This is a genomic window from Sneathiella sp., from assembly GCF_029233945.1.
GTDB lineage: Bacteria > Pseudomonadota > Alphaproteobacteria > Sneathiellales > Sneathiellaceae > Sneathiella.
Genome location: NZ_JARGOQ010000012.1, coordinates 57196 through 75794, shown reverse-complemented (window position 1 = coordinate 75794; position 18599 = coordinate 57196). Strand labels below are relative to the sequence as shown.

Below are 18599 nucleotides of genomic sequence, written 5' to 3'. Positions count from 1 at the left end.
CCCAAGCACCCAGCGTCGGGCTTTCCCAGTCATCCTCGACAAAGCGGATGTCGTGGTTTTTGGGGTCGATGCCAAGGGCATAGATGCTCTCAAGGTAGAGTTCCTGAATATTATCCGGGGACGGCTTCAAAAGTACCTGAAACTGGTAATAATGCTGGTTGCGATTGGGGTTCTCGCCATAGCGGCCGTCCGTCGGGCGGCGACATGGCTGCACATAGGCGGCGTTCCACGGCTCGGGCCCGAGCGCGCGCAGCGTCGTCGCCGGATGAAAAGTACCTGCACCCACTTCCAAATCATAGGGCTGCAAGATAACGCAGCCCTTCGATGCCCAGAAATGTTGTAGGGTCAGGATCAGATCCTGAAAGGAGTTGGACGGCGCGGAGGCCAGATTACCCGCCATAATTACAGACCACACTGCTTTGAGAGAATTCGCGGTGCAACATAAAGCCCCGCACCGAAAGGGTCAACCGGCCACAGGCCGCTTTGCGCTATTTATCCTTGCAACTGTGATCGCCAAGGTCGGCGACGAACGCGCCGCAGCGCGGGCATTCCTCAAGATCGAGCATCTTGTCGGAGGACTGCCCCTTGAATTCCCCGTTCTTCCTTGATTTATCAAGGGTTGGCGCGATGGTGCTGCGATAGAAGCGATGGGCGAAAAAGACGCCGACCAGTACCAGAACGATCAAAATAATTTTAACCGGTGAAAACATATGTCAGCCTTGTCCTTTCCGAGACTTGCGAATCATAAGCCGAACCGGCCCCAGGCCGCCTTGCTCTGAATTGCCTGCAGCGCGGCCTCCACCGCATCGGCACCGAGGCTTTGCTCGCTGATCCCGAGTTTTCGGGCAAGCAGGCCCTGCCGCCCCTCAACGCGTTTGAAATTGACCTTCTCCCCGAATTTTTCGCGGCAGAAGGACCGCAGATCGGCAATACCGTCGACAAGACCAAGATCGACCGCCCTTTCGCCGATCCAGACATCGCCGGAAAAGAGTTCCTTGTCTTTGCGCTTTTTAAGCCGTTCGCCTCGCCGGGTTTTTACCAGTTCCTTGAAATTGTCATGGATATCGCCCTGGATTTTCTTGAGCCAGACAATGTCCTCGTCCTTCTCCGGGCTGAAGGGATCAAGCTTGACCTTGTTCTCCCCCGCCGAATAAAGCCGTCGGTCAACACCGGCTTTCTCCAGCAGTCCCGGAAAACCGAAGCCCGCCGAGACCACCCCGATGGAACCGACGACGGAATTCTTGTTGATGTAAATCTCATCGGCGCAGAGGCCGAGCCAGTATCCGCCCGACGCCATCACATCCTCGGCAAAGGCATAGACGGGCACTTCTTTCTCATCGGCGAGTTGGCGTATCCGGTCAAAGATGAGCGAGGACTGCACCGGCGAGCCGCCCGGCGAATTAATCGCAAGGGCCACCGCGCTTAGATGCTTTGTCTTGAAGGCGGTTTCGATCTGTTCCGCCAGATTGGCAAGATTGAGATTTTCGCCGCGCAGCTTGTTGCCGCCGGGCGCGATGACACCGTAGAGCGGCAACACGGCCACCTGCGGCGATCTTTCGAAAAACCGCCTGAGCGGGGTCTTCTTGAGGATGTTGACTATTTTCATGGCCGTAAAGGTAAGGATTTAACCGCTCTGTACAAGTCTTTTCATTCCAGAAAGCTTTTGAGCGCAGCCCCTTCGCGGGCGATGGCAGTGGCGGCCGCTGTTGGCGTTCCATCCTTTTCATGCAGCACCAGGCCGCGCGTCAGCTCCAGCGGGCTTTTATCCCCCTTGATCCCCTGCACAATAACCCTTTTTGCAGACTGTCCCGCTTCCGGCCAGAGGGGCACGACCCTGATCCGTCCGCATCCCTTCTGCAGGGCGACCAGAATATCGCCGAGCCGGTCAGCGCGGTGGATAACCGTGACCGTCCCTTTCGATTTCGCCCGGGCGACACAGAATTGCAGCCACTCCGGGAGCGCCACGCTCCCCTCGATATGGGCAAGCGTCTTGATCTCCGTCTTCGCGCTGCGCGCCCGTCCTTTCCCGTAAAAAGGCGGATTGGTGAAAACATGATCGAACCCGGCTTCCAGAAACGGCTTGCCGCCCGGGCCGTCCATCCCGGCGAAGGAAGTCCGCGCGCCGATATCGGCCTCGATAAAGGAGCTTCTCCCAACAAAGCTGTTCTGCTCCGCGTTCAGCCGGGCAAGCGCGACAAGCTCCCCCTGCAATTCGAGCCCCCAGAGATGGCAGTCCGGCAGGCGATGAAGCGCGCAGAAGCCCGCCGTCCCGACGCCGCAGCCGACATCAAGGAGGCTCTCCCCCGCCTTCGCCGAGATCATCGCGGCGAGCAGCACGGCATCTGATCCTGCGCGAAAGCCTTCCTTCGGCTGCGTGATCTTGAGGGCATTCCCCAAGAAATGATCATCGGTGTAATCGACCGCCTTCTTGAGGGGGATATTCGGTTGCTCCTGCCCCATGCTCAGCCTTTCACCTCCGCCTCGCCGATATCCTCCAATATCTGCTGCGCCGCCGCGTGATCTTCCTCGATCACCATGATCCGCCGCTGAATCGCACCGATACTTCCCTCCAGTATCGAGGTATGCTCATCCAGCACCACGGCGTCGATCCCTTCATCCTTCAAAATCGCCACAATATAGGAGATCAGCACCGGATCATTGCACCTTATCAGTTCTTTCACGAAATTCCCCCTTGCCTTCCTCCCGATATGACCGCCATCACTTGACCCGCCGCCATCTTCGGCTATGCTCAACCGGATTTTTTAAACGATACCGCGACCCTTTAGAATGAGGCGACTTTGGCCATTATCGTAAACCTGGATGAAAGAAAAGAACAGCCCGCAAAAGCGACGCTGAAACGCCTGCTCAAGATTGTCGAGGCGGACCTTGCGGACACTAACGAAATCATCCTGGAGCGGATGCATAGCGAGGTGGAGCTGATCCCGACGCTGGCAAAGCATCTGATCGCGGCGGGCGGCAAGCGACTGCGCCCGGTCCTGACGTTAGGGGCGGCGAACCTCTGCGGCTATGAGGGGGATCGCGCAAAGAAGCTCGCGGCCTGCGTCGAGTTTATCCATACCGCCACTCTGCTGCATGACGATGTGGTGGACGAGAGCGATCTCCGGCGCGGGAACGAGACAGCCAATGTCCTCTGGGGCAATCAGGCGAGCGTGCTGGTCGGCGATTTCCTGTTCAGTCGCTCCTTCCAGCTGATGGTCGAGGATGGCTCGCTTGAGGTGCTGTCGATCCTCTCCAATGCGTCCGCCGTGATCGCGGAGGGGGAAGTCATGCAGCTCATGAATGTCGGCGATACCAACACCACCGAGGACAGCTATCTTCAGGTCATTGCCTCCAAGACCGCCGCGCTCTTCGCCGCCGCCTGCGAGGTGGGTGCCGTGGTGGCGGATCGCCCCAAAGCCGAGGCACAGGCATTAGAAAGCTATGGCCGCAATCTCGGCATCGCGTTCCAGCTTGTCGATGACGCGCTTGATTACTCCGCCGAGCAGCAAGCCCTTGGCAAGGCCATCGGCGACGACTTCCGGGAAGGGAAAGTCACCCTGCCCATCCTCCTCGCCTTCCGCCGCGGGAATGCGGAGGAGCGCGCTTTCTGGAAACGGGTTGTCGAGGAGGGCGATCAACAGGACGGCGATCTGGAGCAGGCACTCAAGATCATCAAGAAACATGCCGCGCTTGACGATACGATCGAGCGCGCGCGCCACTATGGGGCGATGGCGAAGGATGCCCTCGGCATTTTTGAGGACAGCGAGACCAAGGAGGCCCTGCTGGAGGCCGTTGATTTCTCCATCGAGCGGGCCTTCTAGTTTTTAAAAGATTTTGGACGGCATCCTCATTTCGCTCTTGCGGAACCCGCCCAAACCTGATTATAACCCACTTGCTCTCGCCGAGCCCAACTTACCACGGGCCGGCACGGTCGGGGTGTGGCGCAGCCTGGTAGCGCACGTCGTTCGGGACGACGGGGTCGGAGGTTCGAATCCTCTCACCCCGACCATTTCTCTCCAAATTCCTTTTTTTCAGGCTCCTCTTCGATTGGTAGTTATAAACACGTCGAACTGAAGAAAAATAGCGATCTGCCGCCGTATCTCATTAAACTTTGAGTAGTCTTTGTATTGACGCAAGTGCCTTAGGGGAGCGGCTTTTGCAGAACTCCTCAGTTGGGTTGGGTTCTTAGCAGATCCCGAACTGATTATCCTGATAACATACACAGATACATATTGTATTTGCTCATTTCTGTGGGTAATCTCGCTTCTTCAATTTCACCATTTTAAGGAGTATTACGTCATGAATTTTTCTATTCGTCGCTACATTGCATTCAATGTTTGCTCATTGATGGCCTTAGCTGCGCTTTTGCTTACACTATTTACCCAACCGCAAGAGGCCGCCGCTGAAACTATGTTCGAGCCCAAAGATCTTGTCGGCACGATCTGGCTCGCTCCAGAAGCCCATAGCCGGACGACCATCGACCGCTTTGGCAAAATCAGCCTCAAAACCGGCAAGAATATCTATGTCGAGTTCTTAAGCGAAAACCAGGGCGTTTTCTCCATAAAAATCCATTGGTGGAATGTTGAGGCGAAGATCAATGTCGTTGAATATGCCGTGATGGCGCATGAGAACGAGAATGTCTACGTCTATGTCGAGGCTGAACATCCGGACGACAGCAGTTTTCCGGGCATCTCCGCAGGTGGCAATTTTACGCTTCTAAGTGAAACCGAAGCCGAAATGACCCAGATAGGCCGCCTTCTCAACGGGTCGGCGAGCGCATTCATCACCCGCCTCGAAAAAGTAAGTGCGGCACCGGATATTCCGATCAAGCAAAGCTATCCGCCGATCAAGTAAGCAGGATCATAGATTACAATGGCTGTCCCCGCCAGATTGATGATGGCAGCCTCGAATCTAACACCGCCCGCGTCGAGGAGGAAGACTCTCTTCCTGGCGTGGGCGGCATTCCTCGCCTTGCGTCGAGCTAACAGTTGATGGCGTGAATTTCAGAGCGTAGTATCAATCCCAGACGAGTATTGATAGCACATTTACAGCTGGGAGGCATTGATGGCACGTCTGAAGGTTGGGCCGGTTCTGGGGGTAGAATCCGATACGCTCTATACCGTCTGTTTTTCCACTGCGGAGGATACGCCAAAGCCGGAGTGGGTGGTTGATGGCAATGTCGTAACCTGCAAGCAAGTCGGTACAACCCCCACCTCCACGGTCTGGCGGGGAGAGCAAAAAATCACCGCTCCGACGGGAAAGTCGGGCAAAACGGTTGACTATGAAATCAGGGTCGATGGCGCGGCGGCGGAATGCGGCAATAACCGCAATAAATGGGAATTTTACGTGCCGGGCAAGACCGAGACGCCGAAATTCGCCTATGGCTCCTGCAACGGCTTTTCCTCTCTCGACCTGATGCACAAGACGGAGGATCCCTATCGCCTCTGGCAGGAAATGGCCGAAAAACATAATGATGAAGATGAGACGCCCTTCTCCCTCCTCCTGATGGGTGGGGATCAGCTCTATGCGGACAGTATCTGGACCGCCGTTCCCGAGTTACAGAAATGGAACGCGTTCCCCCGCAAGGAAAAGATCGCGCGCGTCGCCAATACCACCATGCGCCCGCAGATCGACACATTCTATGACAAACTCTATCAGACCCGCTGGACCGATCCGCATATGAGCCGGATGCTCGCCAGCATCCCCTCGGTCATGATGTGGGACGATCACGATATCTTCGATGGCTGGGGCAGCTTTCCCGATGACCTGCTGGAAAGCAAGGTTTTCAAATATATCTTCGGGACCGCGAAGAAGTATTTCGAGATGTTCCAGATCCGCTCCCGCTTTAATACGAGCCTGCTCGACAACAAGGCGGAGCATTACGCTTTCGCCCTTAAATTCCAGGGATATAACGTCCTCGCGCTCGATAACCGGGCAGAACGCACACTGGACCGGGTAATGAGCGAGGCGCAATGGGACAAGGTGATCGAGTATTTGAAAAAGACGACAGACGGACATCTTCTGGTGCTGTCCGCCGTGCCGGTGGTTTACCGGGATTTCTCGGCAATCGAAAAGACCTTTGAAATAACCCCCTGGGAGGAAGAGCTCACGGATGATCTTAAAGATCACTGGCGATCCAAAAACCACGAGGGGGAGCGCGCCCGGCTGATCCACTGGCTGTTGGAAAACGCGAAATTGCGCGACACAAAATCAAAGACAGTGATTCTCTCGGGCGATGTACATATCGGCTGCATCGGCGTCATTCATGACAGCAAGCGACAGCGCAAGGTCCATCAAGTGGTTTCATCCGGCATTGTCCATCCCGCCCCGAGCCGCCTGCAATGGATCGGCATCATGACGGTAACGAATGACCGGACGGAATATCTCGATGAAAACCGGGATATCCGCATCTCCATGCTCACCCCCTTCGCCTCGGACCAGTATATCCGTCAGCGCAACTATGTAACGCTGGAGTTCGGGACCGATGACAAACTCTGGATCAACTGGGAGAGCGAAGGAAAGGACAAACCCTGCTACCCTGTTGAGTAATGAAAAACACATAGGACGGGAAAATTGATGATCACCCATTTTGACCATGTCACCGTCGCCGTGCGCGACCTTTCTGCGGCGATTGATTTCTTCGGCCTTCTCGGGTTCCGACAGGAAAAGACGGTGGTTATCGCCGGGGAACCCTTCGCGGGCTATATGGGCGTCCCAGAGATCGAGGCGGACCATGTAACTCTCGCCATTCCGGGCGTCACGCCGAGGTTTGAAGTGCAAATCCTCCATTACCGTACGCCGACGGCGCAAGAGATGGCGGCGAACGATCCCCGTCTCGACAAACTTGGTTTTAATCATATCTGCTTCGCGGTGAAAGACGCCGAAGCGATGGTCAGCCATCTCAAATCCCACGGCATCGAGGTCAGGAGCGAGCTTAAAAATTTCCACAGTCGCCAGCTTTTCTTCGTTACCGGACCGGAGGGAATTACGGTCGAACTCGCCGAGTGGAACTGATCAGTGTTGATCGACGGGGCCCGCAGAGCGTATCCTCGCTAATAATTCAACTTCCACGCTTTCATGAAGTTTCTGTCGAGCTTCAGTCATCGCCGGGTAAACTTCGCCCGGAGTTTTGTTTTCCGCATATTAAATATGACGGAACTGACACGTCCGCGGGCGAGCATCGGTGTGCCCATACTATCCATTACATCCATCCGGGGTGAACTCCGCCACCTCAAGCTTCGACGGCTAAGATGCATTAGGTCATTGTAATAGGTCCGCAATTACAGATGCGCGGAGACTTCCACCGCAGCGGCTTCGATATCCTCTCACGATGTGTCCGAAAGTCGCATACAACCGGGATTTATTGTGCACTGTCAGGTGCGGTCGTTAACCAAAAATTAGCCCTTTTAAAACTAAAATCGCAATTCATGAATTCCTGTTAAGCGGACATGTTCTTCAGGTTTTTTTGATTACACACGCCAACTGGACATACCTGATCCGGGTTGCAAAAAGAATTTTAGGAAAAGCCAACATGGAAATTGCCGCACTGCCTGAAAATGAGGAACAACGGCTTAAGAGCCTAAGAGAATATGATATTCTCGATACAGCGCAGGAAGCCAGTTTCGACAGTATCACCCGGATCATTTCCAAAACACTCGGCGTTCCCATTTCACTGGTGAGCCTGGTTGACGAACAGCGCCAATGGTTCAAATCACATTACGGCCTTGATGTGCGTGAAACGCCGCGCGACATGGCGTTCTGCGCCCACACCATTCACCATGACGAAATTCTGGTCGTACAAAATGCGCTGAAGGATGAGCGCTTTCACGACAATCCTCTGGTTACAGGCGTTCCATCCATCCGCTTCTATGCCGGCGCGCCGCTGATCACGCCGGACGGGTTCAAGATCGGCACACTCTGTGCCATTGACCGCAAACCGCGGGAACTGAGCGAAGATCACAGGCTATTGATGCAGGAACTCGCCGGCATCGTCATTGACGAGATGGAGCTGCGCAAGGCCCGCCAGAATACCTTAAAAAATAATGAGGTCCTTGAAAGCAAGATCGCGGAGCTGATGGATACGCAGGAGCGACTGGAGATGCAAGGCGTCGAGTTGGTCGAGCTTGCGGAAAACGAGGCGCTGCTGAAAAGCGAGCTGAAGCGGGAAATCGCGATCAAGGACCGCTTCTTTTCCATTATCGCCCATGACCTGAAAAGTCCGTTCAACGCGCTTCTGGGGTTTTCCGATTTTCTGGCCAATCGGGTCGACAAGCTTTCGCCGAAGGATATTGTCGAATATGCCTCGATGATCAATCTTTCCAGCAAGACCCTCTATGAACTGCTTGAAAACCTCCTCGAATGGGGGCGCTTTCAAATGGAGAAGGGCAACATGCAGGCCATGCCACTAAACCTGCCTTGTCTGGTGGAGGAAAGCATCTCCTTGATGAAATCCTCCGCCGACAGCAAGAATGTGACATTGTCCACCCAGATTCCCGACGTGACCGTTGAGGCCGACCGGAACATGATCCTCTTGGTTATCCGCAATCTGATCTCAAACGCGATTAAATTCACCCCTTCCGGCGGCCGTATCGAGATTAAGGCAGAGCGCAACGGAGACATGGTCGACATCTCGGTGTCGGATACGGGCGTGGGCATTGCACCGCATATCATGGCGAATTCCTTTGCCATTGACAAAAAGACCACGACCCCCGGCACGGACGGAGAGATTGGAACCGGGCTCGGCCTGCCGCTCTGCAAGGAGATGGTCGAGCTTCACCGGGGTCAAATCCGGGTGGAGAGCGAGCAGGAGAAAGGCACGACCTTTCATTTTACTCTGCCCGAGGCGGCCTGAACGTCCACAAAATCACTCCCAGAACCGCTCGGTCTTTGTGAGCTTTTTCCAGCTCTTGCGGGCGTTCTGCCAGGCCTTCTCGGCCCGGTCGAGATGCCAGCTATGGATGAGGAAGGCCTGTGAGGTAATCTCCTCCCCCGCTTCTTCGTTATTTGCGGCGATTTCGAGCAGTTGCTGGCTCGTTGCGACATCGTTGAGATATCCGAATATATCCTGCAGGCGCTGGAGCTTCTTCAGGAACGGCGTTGCCTTCTTCGCCGAATAGAGCGGCAGGAAAAACTCCGTCACATAGCGAAGCGATTTCAGCTTCTTGCGCATGCTATGGCGCTCCTCCGGGGTAAGCTCATCAATCCGTGCGCCCCATTTTTCAACCCGGCGCCAGGCTTTCCCCAGCGCCTTGTCCGCATGCTTGAGGATCTTCGGGTCTTTAAACCCGGCCCCGGCCCCGGCCCGCGCAAGCGCCCGATCAATCAGAAAATCAAAAAACAGGCAGGACAGTTTCAGTTGGGTCCAGTCAGCGCTCAACAGGCTCTCGCGCACAATCTTACGCTTTTCGGCGATATGCACGGTGAGTGCATCGCGAAGCGCGCCACATTGAGGGATTTCTTCAAAGCGATCGGCGGCGGGCATGTAGATATCGCCCAGCAACACATCCGCATCCCGGAGGTCGCCGACCACGCCCGCCAGACGCTGCGCCATTTCTTCAAGTGCCCCAAATTCCGGCCCCAGCTTTTTCGCGTTCAGCATATGCAGCGCCGTCCGCAAGCGGCGCAGCCCCACCCGAAGCTGATGCGGCCCTTCCGGCGCGGGATCGGCATGCATAAATTCCCAGTTCCGCAGGATCTGCTCCACCGCGGCGTTCCCGACGGATCGCAGCGCCTCTACGCCAGACATGTCGCGCGTGATTTCCGTCTTTTCCGAAAAGGCAGGGGCGAGAGATATCTCCTTCTCACCAAGGCCGATCAGGGAAAACCCGTGCTGCGCCTTATGCAGCTTGCTCGGCGTCACCGCCACGCCCGCGAAAAGCTTCTCCGCCGCGCTCAGCATGATGAAGGGTGCCCCCGCCTTTAGTTCCAGCTCCACCTCATCAAGCGGGGCGCGTTTATCTCCGGCCCGCACATCGCCAATATCAATGGCAAGTTCCACCGTTCCCTCATCCGCGATATCGATAAGGGCGGCAGTGCGCTCGATATGGGTCTCAAATAATGGTTTTGGCGGCACGCCCGCCAAAACGGCCTCTATCCGCCGCGCAACCTCTCCGTCGCTGATCAGGCTCAGATCAGGGATATCATCCGCGATCTCATTCTCATATTCCAGCGTCTGCGACAGCCCCTTTGTCAGCCCGCCATCCAGCTTGACCGTTTGAATACGGCTTTCGCCCGTGTCCCGGATGCGCAAGGATATTTTCTCCCGGCCGAGCGCACCGTCCGGCGTATCGAAATAGACCGAGCGGAGCAATCGCGTGGTGAATTTCCCGCCGGTCAGTTCGGCAAAGGCAGGGCTTGCCGCAAGCGCACGGATATCCGCCTCCGACAATGTCAGCTTTAGTTCAATCTCTCGCATGGACATAGAGCATTACCGCATACTCACCCTTGAAGCGCCCTTAAAGAGCCAGTCTGTTAAGCCAGGCGTCATGCTTGTTACAGAGGGAGACCATGTAAAGCGCGGTGTCCATGCCGGAGATATCATAGGTCGAGATTGGCGCATCGGTTTGCGGATCGAACATGGTTTCCGCGACGAATTCGAGATTTTCATCGAGCAGGATATGCTTGATAATATAATGGGTGTAACCATCCATTTCATGGCCGGTGGTGACTTCAATCATATTGCCACTCCGCTCGATCATCGGGACATGCCCGGCTTCCTTCCCGGCCCAGCGGCCCGGTGCTTCCATCGTGTAGAACAGGGACCCCGTAAGGTTCGAGTTCATCGGATCGAGCATACCATCCGCCAACGCGATTTTCGGTGCGGCGATGGAAGACGCAACACCGATCAATCCCAAGCCCTTCAAAAACAGCCGTCTGTGCATCATTTTCTCCATCAGTTTCAAAATTTCCTGTTACCGGTTTGACCGACACTCACATTCTATTCAATAAGCCCAAGTTGCTGCATAAAATCGAGGCGATCCAGAACGCTCCAATGCTCGGTTATCCAACCGCCGTCGACGGTGATAATATCGATCACTTCATAGCTGGCTCGCTTCCCGGTCGGCGCCATGCCGTAGAACATGCCCGAGTGGGTGCCCGAAAAGATTTTACGCGTCCAGACTTTATGCCCGTCCGAAATCTGATCGCAAATCTCTATGCGCCCGTCCGGGAAGGCATCATGCATATTTGAAAACAGCTGCCGCATTCCATCGCGCCCCGCCGATGTTCCGGGCCGGGCCGAGTGGTTGACAAAATCCGGCGCGAACAATTCATCGCAAAGCGCCAGATTTTTCTCGTTCTGAATTTCCTCAATCATGCGATTGACGAGATTTAGCGCGGGATCGGACGACATGCCGTTTTCCTGTTTAGCATCCATAACATCTGCTCATATTGTCAGCGAACGGCAAAGGCCTCGACAACATCAAGCTTTCCTTTTCCCTTGATATCGATGATCCCGATCGAGCGCGCCTCGCATTCATCCTGTATCTCCTGCCAGGCGGTGGCCGTCATCGCTACCGCGCCGGGCGAGCTATGTTCAACGAGCCGCGCGGCGATATTCACGGTATCGCCCCAGACATCGAAGAGGAACTGCTGCTTGCCAACAACTCCGGCCACAACGGGGCCGAAATGCAGGCCGATGCGCACTTCCCAGTTTGGCTCCATCTCCCGGGCGGCACGGGACATTTCGAGGCCACAGCGCACCGCCGTCAGCAGCGGCGCATCTACCGGGCGCAACAGACCGCTGGTCGCCATGAAGGCATCGCCAATCGTCTTGATTTTCTCCATCTGATGTTCATCGACGATCTGCTCGAACGCCTCGATCAGCGCCTGAAGATGGGCGACAACCGTTTCCGGCAGATTACGGTCGCAATAGGCGGTAAAGCCGACGATATCGCAAAACAGAATGCCGACCGCATCGTAATTGCGCGGGCGCACCATCCCGGTCTGTTTAAGCTCTTGCACCGCCATGGCCGGAATGATCGCATGCAGCAACTCATCGGTGCGTTTCTTCTCGGCGACGATCTGGGCGCGGTAGGCCTCCTCCTGATCGCGCAGCGCCTTTTTCTCAAGCGAGGCGGAAACACGCGCCCGCAACAAGGTCGCATTAAAGGGCTTGGGCAGAAAATCCTCCGCCCCGAGTTCAATGCATTTTACGACACTTTCAAGCTGGTCTGCCGCCGAAATCATAATGACCGGGATATGGCGAAGATGCATATCCCGCTTAACGGTTTCCAGCACCTCATAGCCATCCATTTCCGGCATCATGATATCCAGGAGGACAAGATCGAAGGGCTGCGCCTGCATCTTCTCCAGCGCGTCGCGTCCATGAACCGCAATTTCCAGATTCCCATAGCCGATCTTTTTAAGCCGCCGCTTCAGGGTAAAGCGATTATCCTCATTATCATCGACGATCAGAATGCGGGCGTCTTCCTGGATCAAGATGTCCCTCCCATATCCAGAAATCCTTCAATCTTTCCCATGAGGCGGGAAAATTCGACGGGTTTGGTATCGAAGTCATCGCAGCCAGCATCGAGCGCCTTCTCCCGCTCGCCTTCCAGCGCATGGGCCGACAGGGCGATGATTGGGATGGCTTTCGTTGTCTCATCTGATTTCAGCCGCCGCGTCGCCTCCCAGCCGTCCATTTTCGGAAGGCTCAAATCCATCAGGATGAGCGCGGGCATCTCGCCATGGGCCGCCTCGATCCCGGCGGCACCATCTCTCGCGATGACGACCTCGAACCCTTTGCGCTTCAGGCGGCGGGACAACATGTAGATATTGTCCTCATTGTCCTCGACATAGAGGATCTTGGTCATTTTGCTTCTCCAGACATTTTGGCACGAGCAATCAGGTGTTGACCCACATATCGGCGGACTTCATCGAGGAACGTTGGCGCCCCGTCCGCTGATTTCTTGATAACCTGTTCAACCCCGCCATTGAGACGCTTACGGTCGTCGTCGGACAGGTCTGCCCCGGTGATGACAACCACCGGTACCCCCTTTGCCTCGGGGACTGCTTTCAGGGAATCAACAAATTCAAAACCATCCATTTCCGGCATGATCAGGTCGAGCAGGATCAAGTCCGGAATGGCGTCCTTAACGAGTTGCAGACCGGCCCGACCATTCACCGCCTCGCGCACCCGCCAGCCTTCGCTTACAAAAATCCGACGCATCAACTGGCGGGTCGAGCCATCATCCTCGATGATCAGCACATTGCCGCCATTGCCATTGAGTTTGTACCGCTCCAACAAGGTCAACAGGCGCTTGCGGTCGACCGGCTTGGTCATATAGTCGGCAACGCCAAGCGAAAAGCCCTTATGCTTGTCATCGACGATGGATACCATCAATACCGGGATATCCTTAAGCTTCGGATCATCCTTAAGTTCCTGGAGCAGTGTCCAGCCATCCTTCCCCGGCATCACCACATCCAGCGTGATTACGGCGGGACAAAGGGTGCGCGCCTTCTCAAGCCCCTCATCCCCATCGACGGCAGTGGCAACGTCATAGCCTTCCGCTTCCAGGAAACGGCGCAGGATATCGCGGGCAACCGGGTCATCATCGACGACCAACACGACATTCCCCTCAAGCTCCCCTCCCGTCGGCGCGCTTGAGAGCGCCCCTTCCATCGGGCCGCTCTCCTCCTCCGATGAAATCTGCCGCGGCAGACTGACACGAAAGACGGAACCCGTCCCCGGCGTGCTTTCCACGGTGACATCTCCGCCCATCATGCGGCAGAAGCGCTGCGAGATAGCGAGGCCCAGCCCCGTGCCGCCATATTTACGGGTGGTCGAGCTGTCGGCCTGAGAGAAATCACTGAACAGGCGCTCAAGCTGTTCAGGCGACATACCAATCCCCGTGTCGGAAACATCGATTTTGATAATATCACCCGCCGCCCGACTAACCGAAATACCGATTGTCCCGTTTTCCGTAAATTTGCAGGCGTTGCTGAGAAGATTGAAGACAACCTGCCGGACCCGCGTCACATCGGAGGTCATGGACGGCAGATCATCCGGCAGGCTGACATCGATTGTATTATTGTTGGGCGTGGCGAGCGGCCCGGCCATATCAACACAATCCCGGACAACGGCAGCAAGATCGAAGCTTTCCACATGCAGTTCCATCTTGCCGGCCTCGATCTTGGACAGATCAAGGATATCATTGATCAGCTTGAGAAGATGCTTGCCCGCACGGCTGATCCGCTGCAAGGGCTCGATCATATCCTCATCCTCATCCTCGATCGCGTCTTCTTCCAGCATCTCTGTAATGCCGATCACGGCATTGAGCGGCGTTCTGAGTTCATGGCTCATATTGGCAAGGAACTGGCTCTTTGTTTGCGTCGCCTTCATTGCCACATCGCGCGCCTCGGCCAGCCGATCCACCATTTCGCCAAGTTCCGTCTCACGTGCCTTGGCCTCCGTTATGTCAGTAAAAACACCGACGACGCCCCCATCCGCTGTTTTCTGTTCATTGATCCGGAGCCATTTTCCATCGGCGCGCAAATGTTCATATGGGCCCGTCGGGTTGCGGTGGCGCTCAATTCGCTCTTTCAGCCATTGATCAGAGTTTTCCTGAGCCGCAACGATCATTTTCTTGTCCACAGCGGCGGAAATGATCGTTTCATAGCGGATGCCCTTTTCGATGCTCAACCCGAGATACTCATACATTTCACTATATTTGCTGTTGGCAATGACCAGCCGGTCTTCGGTGTCATAGAGGGCAAAGGCGTCGGTCACCGCCTCAATCGCCACAAGCAGCTTCTCTTGAGCATTCCGGGCTTCGGCCTGCGCTTCCTCCCACTCTGCTGCCAGCCGGTCCCGTTCGATCAGGCTATCGCGAAACAGGGACAGGGTTTTGGCCATCTCACCGATTTCATCGCGTCCGGCGGGAGGCACCTCTGCGGTCAAGTCTCCCTTGGTGATGGCCCGCATGGCCGTAACAATCCGTGAGAGCGGCGTGCGGATTGAGCGAAGCACGAGGAACGTCAGCAGCAACCCAATGAGAGCACCGACGATGATAATGATATGAGAGAGGCTGACCGCATCCCGGGCAGAGGCAAGACCGGCACTGCTGCGCACACGCGATTCCGCCTCCAGTTCATCCACAATACTGGAAAGATGCCCATCGATTGTCTGGATATGTACGCGCGCCTTGGCCATCAGGGAATTTCCGATCACGCGACGCTCATCCGTATAGGCATCAACGGCGAGAAGGGCCTCGTTCATCAACAGGTCAAGCTCCTGTTTGATCAGGGCCACCCTTTCGGGATCAAACTCCTTCAACTCCTCAAGGCTGGTCGTCAGGGATTTCAGCGCCGCATCTGCATTGCGCTCTGACAGGGTAAGTAGGCTAACCGCAAGGTCGGCGAGCCAGAATTTCAAATCGCCAAAGGACTTGCTGGCGGCATTGGCAGTGGTTATCCGGCCAACGAGCGCCGCCTCGCTCGCGATTGTCTTGGCATTCTGCGTCAGGCGGTAATCGAGAAACAGGTTCGATCCGATCAGGATTGCCAGAAGCGCCACGCTCAGGATCGATAATCGGGTGAGAATGGAAAAGTTGCTCATCAGGATATCCGCCTTCCGGGCGACCGGTTCAGTTGCGGTACAGCGTTACACTGATCACACCGCCAAGATCGCCGAGATTGCCCCCCTCTTTCGGATAACCCGTCACATCAAGTTCGCCCTTCGGTGCCCCATGGCAGGCGAGACATCCCTGTCCGTAATACTCCGGCACAAGAACACGAAAGGCCGGTCGGCCGCGATTAGCCGCCTCAGCGGAGAAGATGGCGCCCTTCTCCCATCCCGGCGCGGACAGATCATTGCGAATGGCCTCAACCTCCCAATCATCGGGGCGGGCCTTGCGGTTGCGGATCAGTTCCGGCGGCGCGGTGACTTTCACCTCCGCCTCTTCGCCCATCGCCTGCTTGAATTCTTCATTCACCAGACGGGCAAAAACCGCCGGCACAAAACCTTTGAAGGCGACACCGGGCTGGTTGATGGTGCCCTGATGCTCGGTTATCACCTTGGAAATTGCCTCAATCTGAGCTTTCAGGAGGCGGCTCCTGAGATCGCCACCCGATAAGTCCGGCTGGGTGCCGCCTTTGGCCACCGTGAATTTTTCAAGCGCCCGCGCCCGTACGACTTCCGCGGTGAGCCCCTTGTCGCCGATAGTGGGATCATTAATAAGATCCTGGTTTTCCCCGATAATCGAGCGGGCGGACTGCAACATGGTCGCCAAATCAATCGCAATGTCATATTCGCCGGTTTTGTCTTCGGCGAGGGCCGCCGACGGCAGGACCAGAAACAAGGCCCACAGCAGGGTCGCCAATAGTTTCAACTGTCCTATCCGAGCCATTTTACGTCCCCTATTCCGGATTCAATCTTGAAGGTTGTTTGTCACCAAATGACCGCCAAACAACGAATGGCATTCCAAGAGCGAAAGCCTAACAATTCCCGGTCAATCCGTAAAGCTTCCCTTTGTGCAAGATCGGAAATCCTCGCCCGGAAAAACCATGCTTTTATCGAAACGGGGAATGCGGACATGCTTGAAACGCCCCTTGAATTCCATTAATATCGCGGCATATATATTTTGGTTTTGTCCGGTGTTGCAGGGAGGCGGCAGTCAGAAGGGTGTAGAAAGGGTATTACATGAAATGGCGTAAGGTAGCGTCCGGTTCTTTCACGAACATCAAGTATGAAACGAAGGAATGCGGGGGAGAGTTCCTGCATGTCGTGACGCAGAGCGGCTCACTGGACAAGGAAGACCGTGTGCCGGTTTATGAAAAGACATTAGCCCTGACCAAATCAGGCAACTATTTTTGCATTCTGGATAATCGCAAAGGCAAGGAGAGCCTTCTTTCCATGGCGGACATGTCCAATTTCGGCGACATGCTCGTCTCACATGGCATCAATCGCTTCATTTATGCTGTCGTCACCAAAGATCCTGGCTATGATAAAATCATCAAGCTGATCAAGGCAATCTCAATAACGAAGGATTTGGAGGTTGAGGCGATTTCGAGCCCCGATTTCGCGACAGCGGAGAAATTTGTTCTCCTACGGATGGATGAGTGCGTAAAAGAAAACTAGCCCGTTTTATTTCTTAAAAAAACCTATTGTATATTAAGAGCGTCTACTATATGTCTGCGGGCTTGCTGTCCCGACCGACATTGTCGGGCATATGCCCTTGGGTGTGATGGAATTTGAAAGACGCTTTCCAGAAAATTTGAAACCCGCCCAGAATGTTATATTAACGGAAATCATCTGATAGCTAGTAACTATTTTTTCCATAATTAATCGCTCAAACACGGCATTCTCCGGGCGGGAATAGCTGCCGGGTGATTGCCTATTTATCCTGAGACGACTGAACATTGACTAATTTGGAAACTGTGATGAAAGGACGCAAGATCTCCTCGGGGTCATTTGCCAACATTGACTATGAAACCCGGGAGTATAACGGCGAGCATATCCACATCATGAAAGTGATGGGACCGATCAACCGTGAACACCGCATCCCCTTTTACTACCAGACGCTTGAGAATAATCCGTCTGCGGATTATTTCGTTATTCTCGACAACCGCCGCGGCCATGAAGATAACTTCTCCTATGATGATATGCAGATCGTTGCTGACATTCTTTTGGATGCCGGCATTAAACGGATTCACGGCGCCATCATCACTAGGGAATTTGGGTATGACAATATCCTCAAGCTGGCCCGCGCGGTTGCCAAAGTCAAAACCCTGGAATCACATACGGAATTTTCAGAGAATATGACGGATGCGGAAAACTTCATTCTGTCGCGGATCGAGACCCTCGCGCGCGTCGGATGATTACCCTGACTCCGGACATTCCAGACATGTTCAAGTACGTCGATGCCGCCTGGTCGATCTTCATTCACTCATGAAATCAAGTATTTATTCTCTTAGATTCTTAGATATGTAAGAAATATTTAGTATAAATAAGTAATAGTATACATAGTATATGAATATTAAAATTAATTATTTAGAATTTATGATATTACATTAATCTGAATTATGTGATAACTCGTTCACAAAGTATTAGTAACTGTCTGTATTAATTTGGAGATCATTATTTAATGCGAGAAACGAGATGCAAGGACATAAAGTCTCCTCAGGAGCATTCGCCAATATCAGCTATGAAACACGGGAATACGGCGGAGAGTATATCAATTTCATGACAGCATTGGGACCGGTCAGCCGCGAGCACCGCATACCGGTCTATCGGAAGACACTCAAAACCAATCCCTCCTCCAATTTCTTTGCTATCTTTGATAATCGCGCCGGCTATGAGGACGAAATCTCGTACGACGATATGCTTATATTTGGTGATATTTTTATCAAAGCGGGCATAACGCGCGTGGTAGCAGCTTCCGTTACTAATGAAGCCGGATATCGCAGCATTGTTCAACTGTCCCATGCGGTAGCCGACACGAAAGATATCGATTTGCAGTTAACGTCAACGATCTGCATGGACGAAGCGAAAAACTTCGTTTTCTCGAGAATTCCGAACCTCTCGAAACCGTCGATTTCTTCCTTCGGGTTGGCGAATTTTTCCAGCCGGGCTTAAATTCTCCGGCATTTGATGAAACTTC

20 protein-coding genes and 1 tRNA gene are annotated in these 18599 nt (G+C 54.5%); 9 read left to right on the top strand and 12 right to left on the bottom strand.

Translation table 11 applies throughout. The features are described 5' to 3' along the window. From P1U71_RS06135 to P1U71_RS06115, 5 genes are all read right to left on the bottom strand, one after another. The coding region (locus P1U71_RS06135) for a glycine--tRNA ligase subunit alpha (RefSeq protein ID WP_301104682.1) at positions 1 to 400 on the bottom strand (400 nt) is incomplete at its 3' end. An 88-nt stretch (positions 401 to 488) separates the two neighbouring features. After that, the gene (locus P1U71_RS06130; RefSeq protein WP_301104681.1) at positions 489 to 710 is read right to left on the bottom strand and encodes a hypothetical protein; all 222 of its coding nucleotides are present in this window, start codon (positions 708 to 710) and stop codon (positions 489 to 491) included. A gap of 32 nt (positions 711 to 742) precedes the next feature. After that, entirely contained in the window at positions 743 to 1606 is an 864-nt protein-coding gene (locus tag P1U71_RS06125; RefSeq protein WP_301104680.1) for a S49 family peptidase, read from the bottom strand. A 41-nt stretch (positions 1607 to 1647) separates the two neighbouring features. Continuing rightward, positions 1648 to 2460, bottom strand: a complete 813-nt coding sequence (locus tag P1U71_RS06120) for a methyltransferase (protein ID WP_301104679.1) — start codon at positions 2458 to 2460, stop codon at positions 1648 to 1650. 2 nt (positions 2461 to 2462) lie between these two features. Then, complete coding sequence (locus tag P1U71_RS06115; protein ID WP_301104678.1) at positions 2463 to 2681, bottom strand: DUF2007 domain-containing protein; 219 nt, start codon at positions 2679 to 2681, stop codon at positions 2463 to 2465. Between the two features lie 117 nt (positions 2682 to 2798). Between P1U71_RS06115 and P1U71_RS06110 the strand changes: the two genes are divergently transcribed. The 6 genes from P1U71_RS06110 to P1U71_RS06085 all read left to right on the top strand — a co-directional run bounded on the left by P1U71_RS06110 (position 2799) and on the right by P1U71_RS06085 (position 8851). Continuing rightward, complete coding sequence (locus P1U71_RS06110) at positions 2799 to 3821, top strand: polyprenyl synthetase family protein (protein WP_301104677.1); 1023 nt, start codon at positions 2799 to 2801, stop codon at positions 3819 to 3821. A gap of 111 nt (positions 3822 to 3932) precedes the next feature. Next, a tRNA-Pro gene (locus P1U71_RS06105) sits at positions 3933 to 4009 on the top strand. Between the two features lie 401 nt (positions 4010 to 4410). After that, a complete protein-coding gene (locus P1U71_RS06100; RefSeq protein WP_301104676.1) occupies positions 4411 to 4854 on the top strand; it encodes a hypothetical protein in 444 nt (147 codons plus the stop codon). A gap of 210 nt (positions 4855 to 5064) precedes the next feature. Continuing rightward, entirely contained in the window at positions 5065 to 6549 is a 1485-nt protein-coding gene (locus P1U71_RS06095) for an alkaline phosphatase D family protein (RefSeq protein WP_301104675.1), read from the top strand. Positions 6550 to 6576: 27 nt separating this feature from the next. Then, positions 6577 to 7014: a VOC family protein gene (locus tag P1U71_RS06090; RefSeq protein WP_301104674.1), complete on the top strand. Its 438-nt coding sequence runs from the start codon at positions 6577 to 6579 to the stop codon at positions 7012 to 7014. Positions 7015 to 7531: 517 nt separating this feature from the next. Further along, positions 7532 to 8851, top strand: a complete 1320-nt coding sequence (locus P1U71_RS06085) for a GAF domain-containing sensor histidine kinase (RefSeq protein ID WP_301104673.1) — start codon at positions 7532 to 7534, stop codon at positions 8849 to 8851. 12 nt (positions 8852 to 8863) lie between these two features. Here P1U71_RS06085 and P1U71_RS06080 read toward each other — a convergent pair whose 3' ends face one another. Genes P1U71_RS06080 through P1U71_RS06050 form a run of 7 tightly spaced genes read right to left on the bottom strand, consistent with a single transcriptional unit; the run spans position 8864 to position 16346 of the window. Then, positions 8864 to 10420 (bottom strand): CYTH and CHAD domain-containing protein, encoded by a 1557-nt coding sequence (locus P1U71_RS06080; RefSeq protein WP_301104672.1) that lies wholly within the window; start codon positions 10418 to 10420, stop codon positions 8864 to 8866. Between the two features lie 34 nt (positions 10421 to 10454). Next, positions 10455 to 10892 carry a hypothetical protein gene (locus P1U71_RS06075; protein ID WP_301104671.1) on the bottom strand — a complete coding sequence of 146 codons (438 nt, stop codon included), beginning with the start codon at positions 10890 to 10892 and terminating at the stop codon, positions 10455 to 10457. A gap of 44 nt (positions 10893 to 10936) precedes the next feature. Then, on the bottom strand, positions 10937 to 11350 hold the full coding sequence (locus tag P1U71_RS06070; protein ID WP_301104670.1) for an ester cyclase: 414 nt from the start codon (positions 11348 to 11350) through the stop codon (positions 10937 to 10939). Positions 11351 to 11391: 41 nt separating this feature from the next. Beyond that, positions 11392 to 12438, bottom strand: a complete 1047-nt coding sequence (locus P1U71_RS06065; RefSeq protein WP_301104669.1) for an adenylate/guanylate cyclase domain-containing protein — start codon at positions 12436 to 12438, stop codon at positions 11392 to 11394. Then, the gene (locus P1U71_RS06060) at positions 12435 to 12812 is read right to left on the bottom strand and encodes a response regulator (protein ID WP_301104668.1); all 378 of its coding nucleotides are present in this window, start codon (positions 12810 to 12812) and stop codon (positions 12435 to 12437) included. Before P1U71_RS06060 ends, P1U71_RS06065 begins: the two co-directional genes overlap by 4 nt. Beyond that, the gene (locus P1U71_RS06055; RefSeq protein ID WP_301104667.1) at positions 12809 to 15556 is read right to left on the bottom strand and encodes a response regulator; all 2748 of its coding nucleotides are present in this window, start codon (positions 15554 to 15556) and stop codon (positions 12809 to 12811) included. The genes P1U71_RS06060 and P1U71_RS06055 overlap by 4 nt, the downstream gene beginning before the upstream one ends. Before the next feature lie 28 nt (positions 15557 to 15584). After that, on the bottom strand, positions 15585 to 16346 hold the full coding sequence (locus P1U71_RS06050; protein ID WP_301104666.1) for a DUF3365 domain-containing protein: 762 nt from the start codon (positions 16344 to 16346) through the stop codon (positions 15585 to 15587). 293 nt (positions 16347 to 16639) lie between these two features. Here P1U71_RS06050 and P1U71_RS06045 point away from each other — a divergent pair, with 293 nt between their 5' ends. The 3 genes from P1U71_RS06045 to P1U71_RS06035 all read left to right on the top strand — a co-directional run bounded on the left by P1U71_RS06045 (position 16640) and on the right by P1U71_RS06035 (position 18574). Continuing rightward, on the top strand, positions 16640 to 17077 hold the full coding sequence (locus P1U71_RS06045; protein ID WP_301104665.1) for a hypothetical protein: 438 nt from the start codon (positions 16640 to 16642) through the stop codon (positions 17075 to 17077). A 302-nt stretch (positions 17078 to 17379) separates the two neighbouring features. Next, the gene (locus P1U71_RS06040; RefSeq protein WP_301104664.1) at positions 17380 to 17817 is read left to right on the top strand and encodes a hypothetical protein; all 438 of its coding nucleotides are present in this window, start codon (positions 17380 to 17382) and stop codon (positions 17815 to 17817) included. Between the two features lie 280 nt (positions 17818 to 18097). Next, positions 18098 to 18574 (top strand): hypothetical protein, encoded by a 477-nt coding sequence (locus P1U71_RS06035; protein WP_301104663.1) that lies wholly within the window; start codon positions 18098 to 18100, stop codon positions 18572 to 18574. Positions 18575 to 18599: the final 25 nt, after the last annotated feature.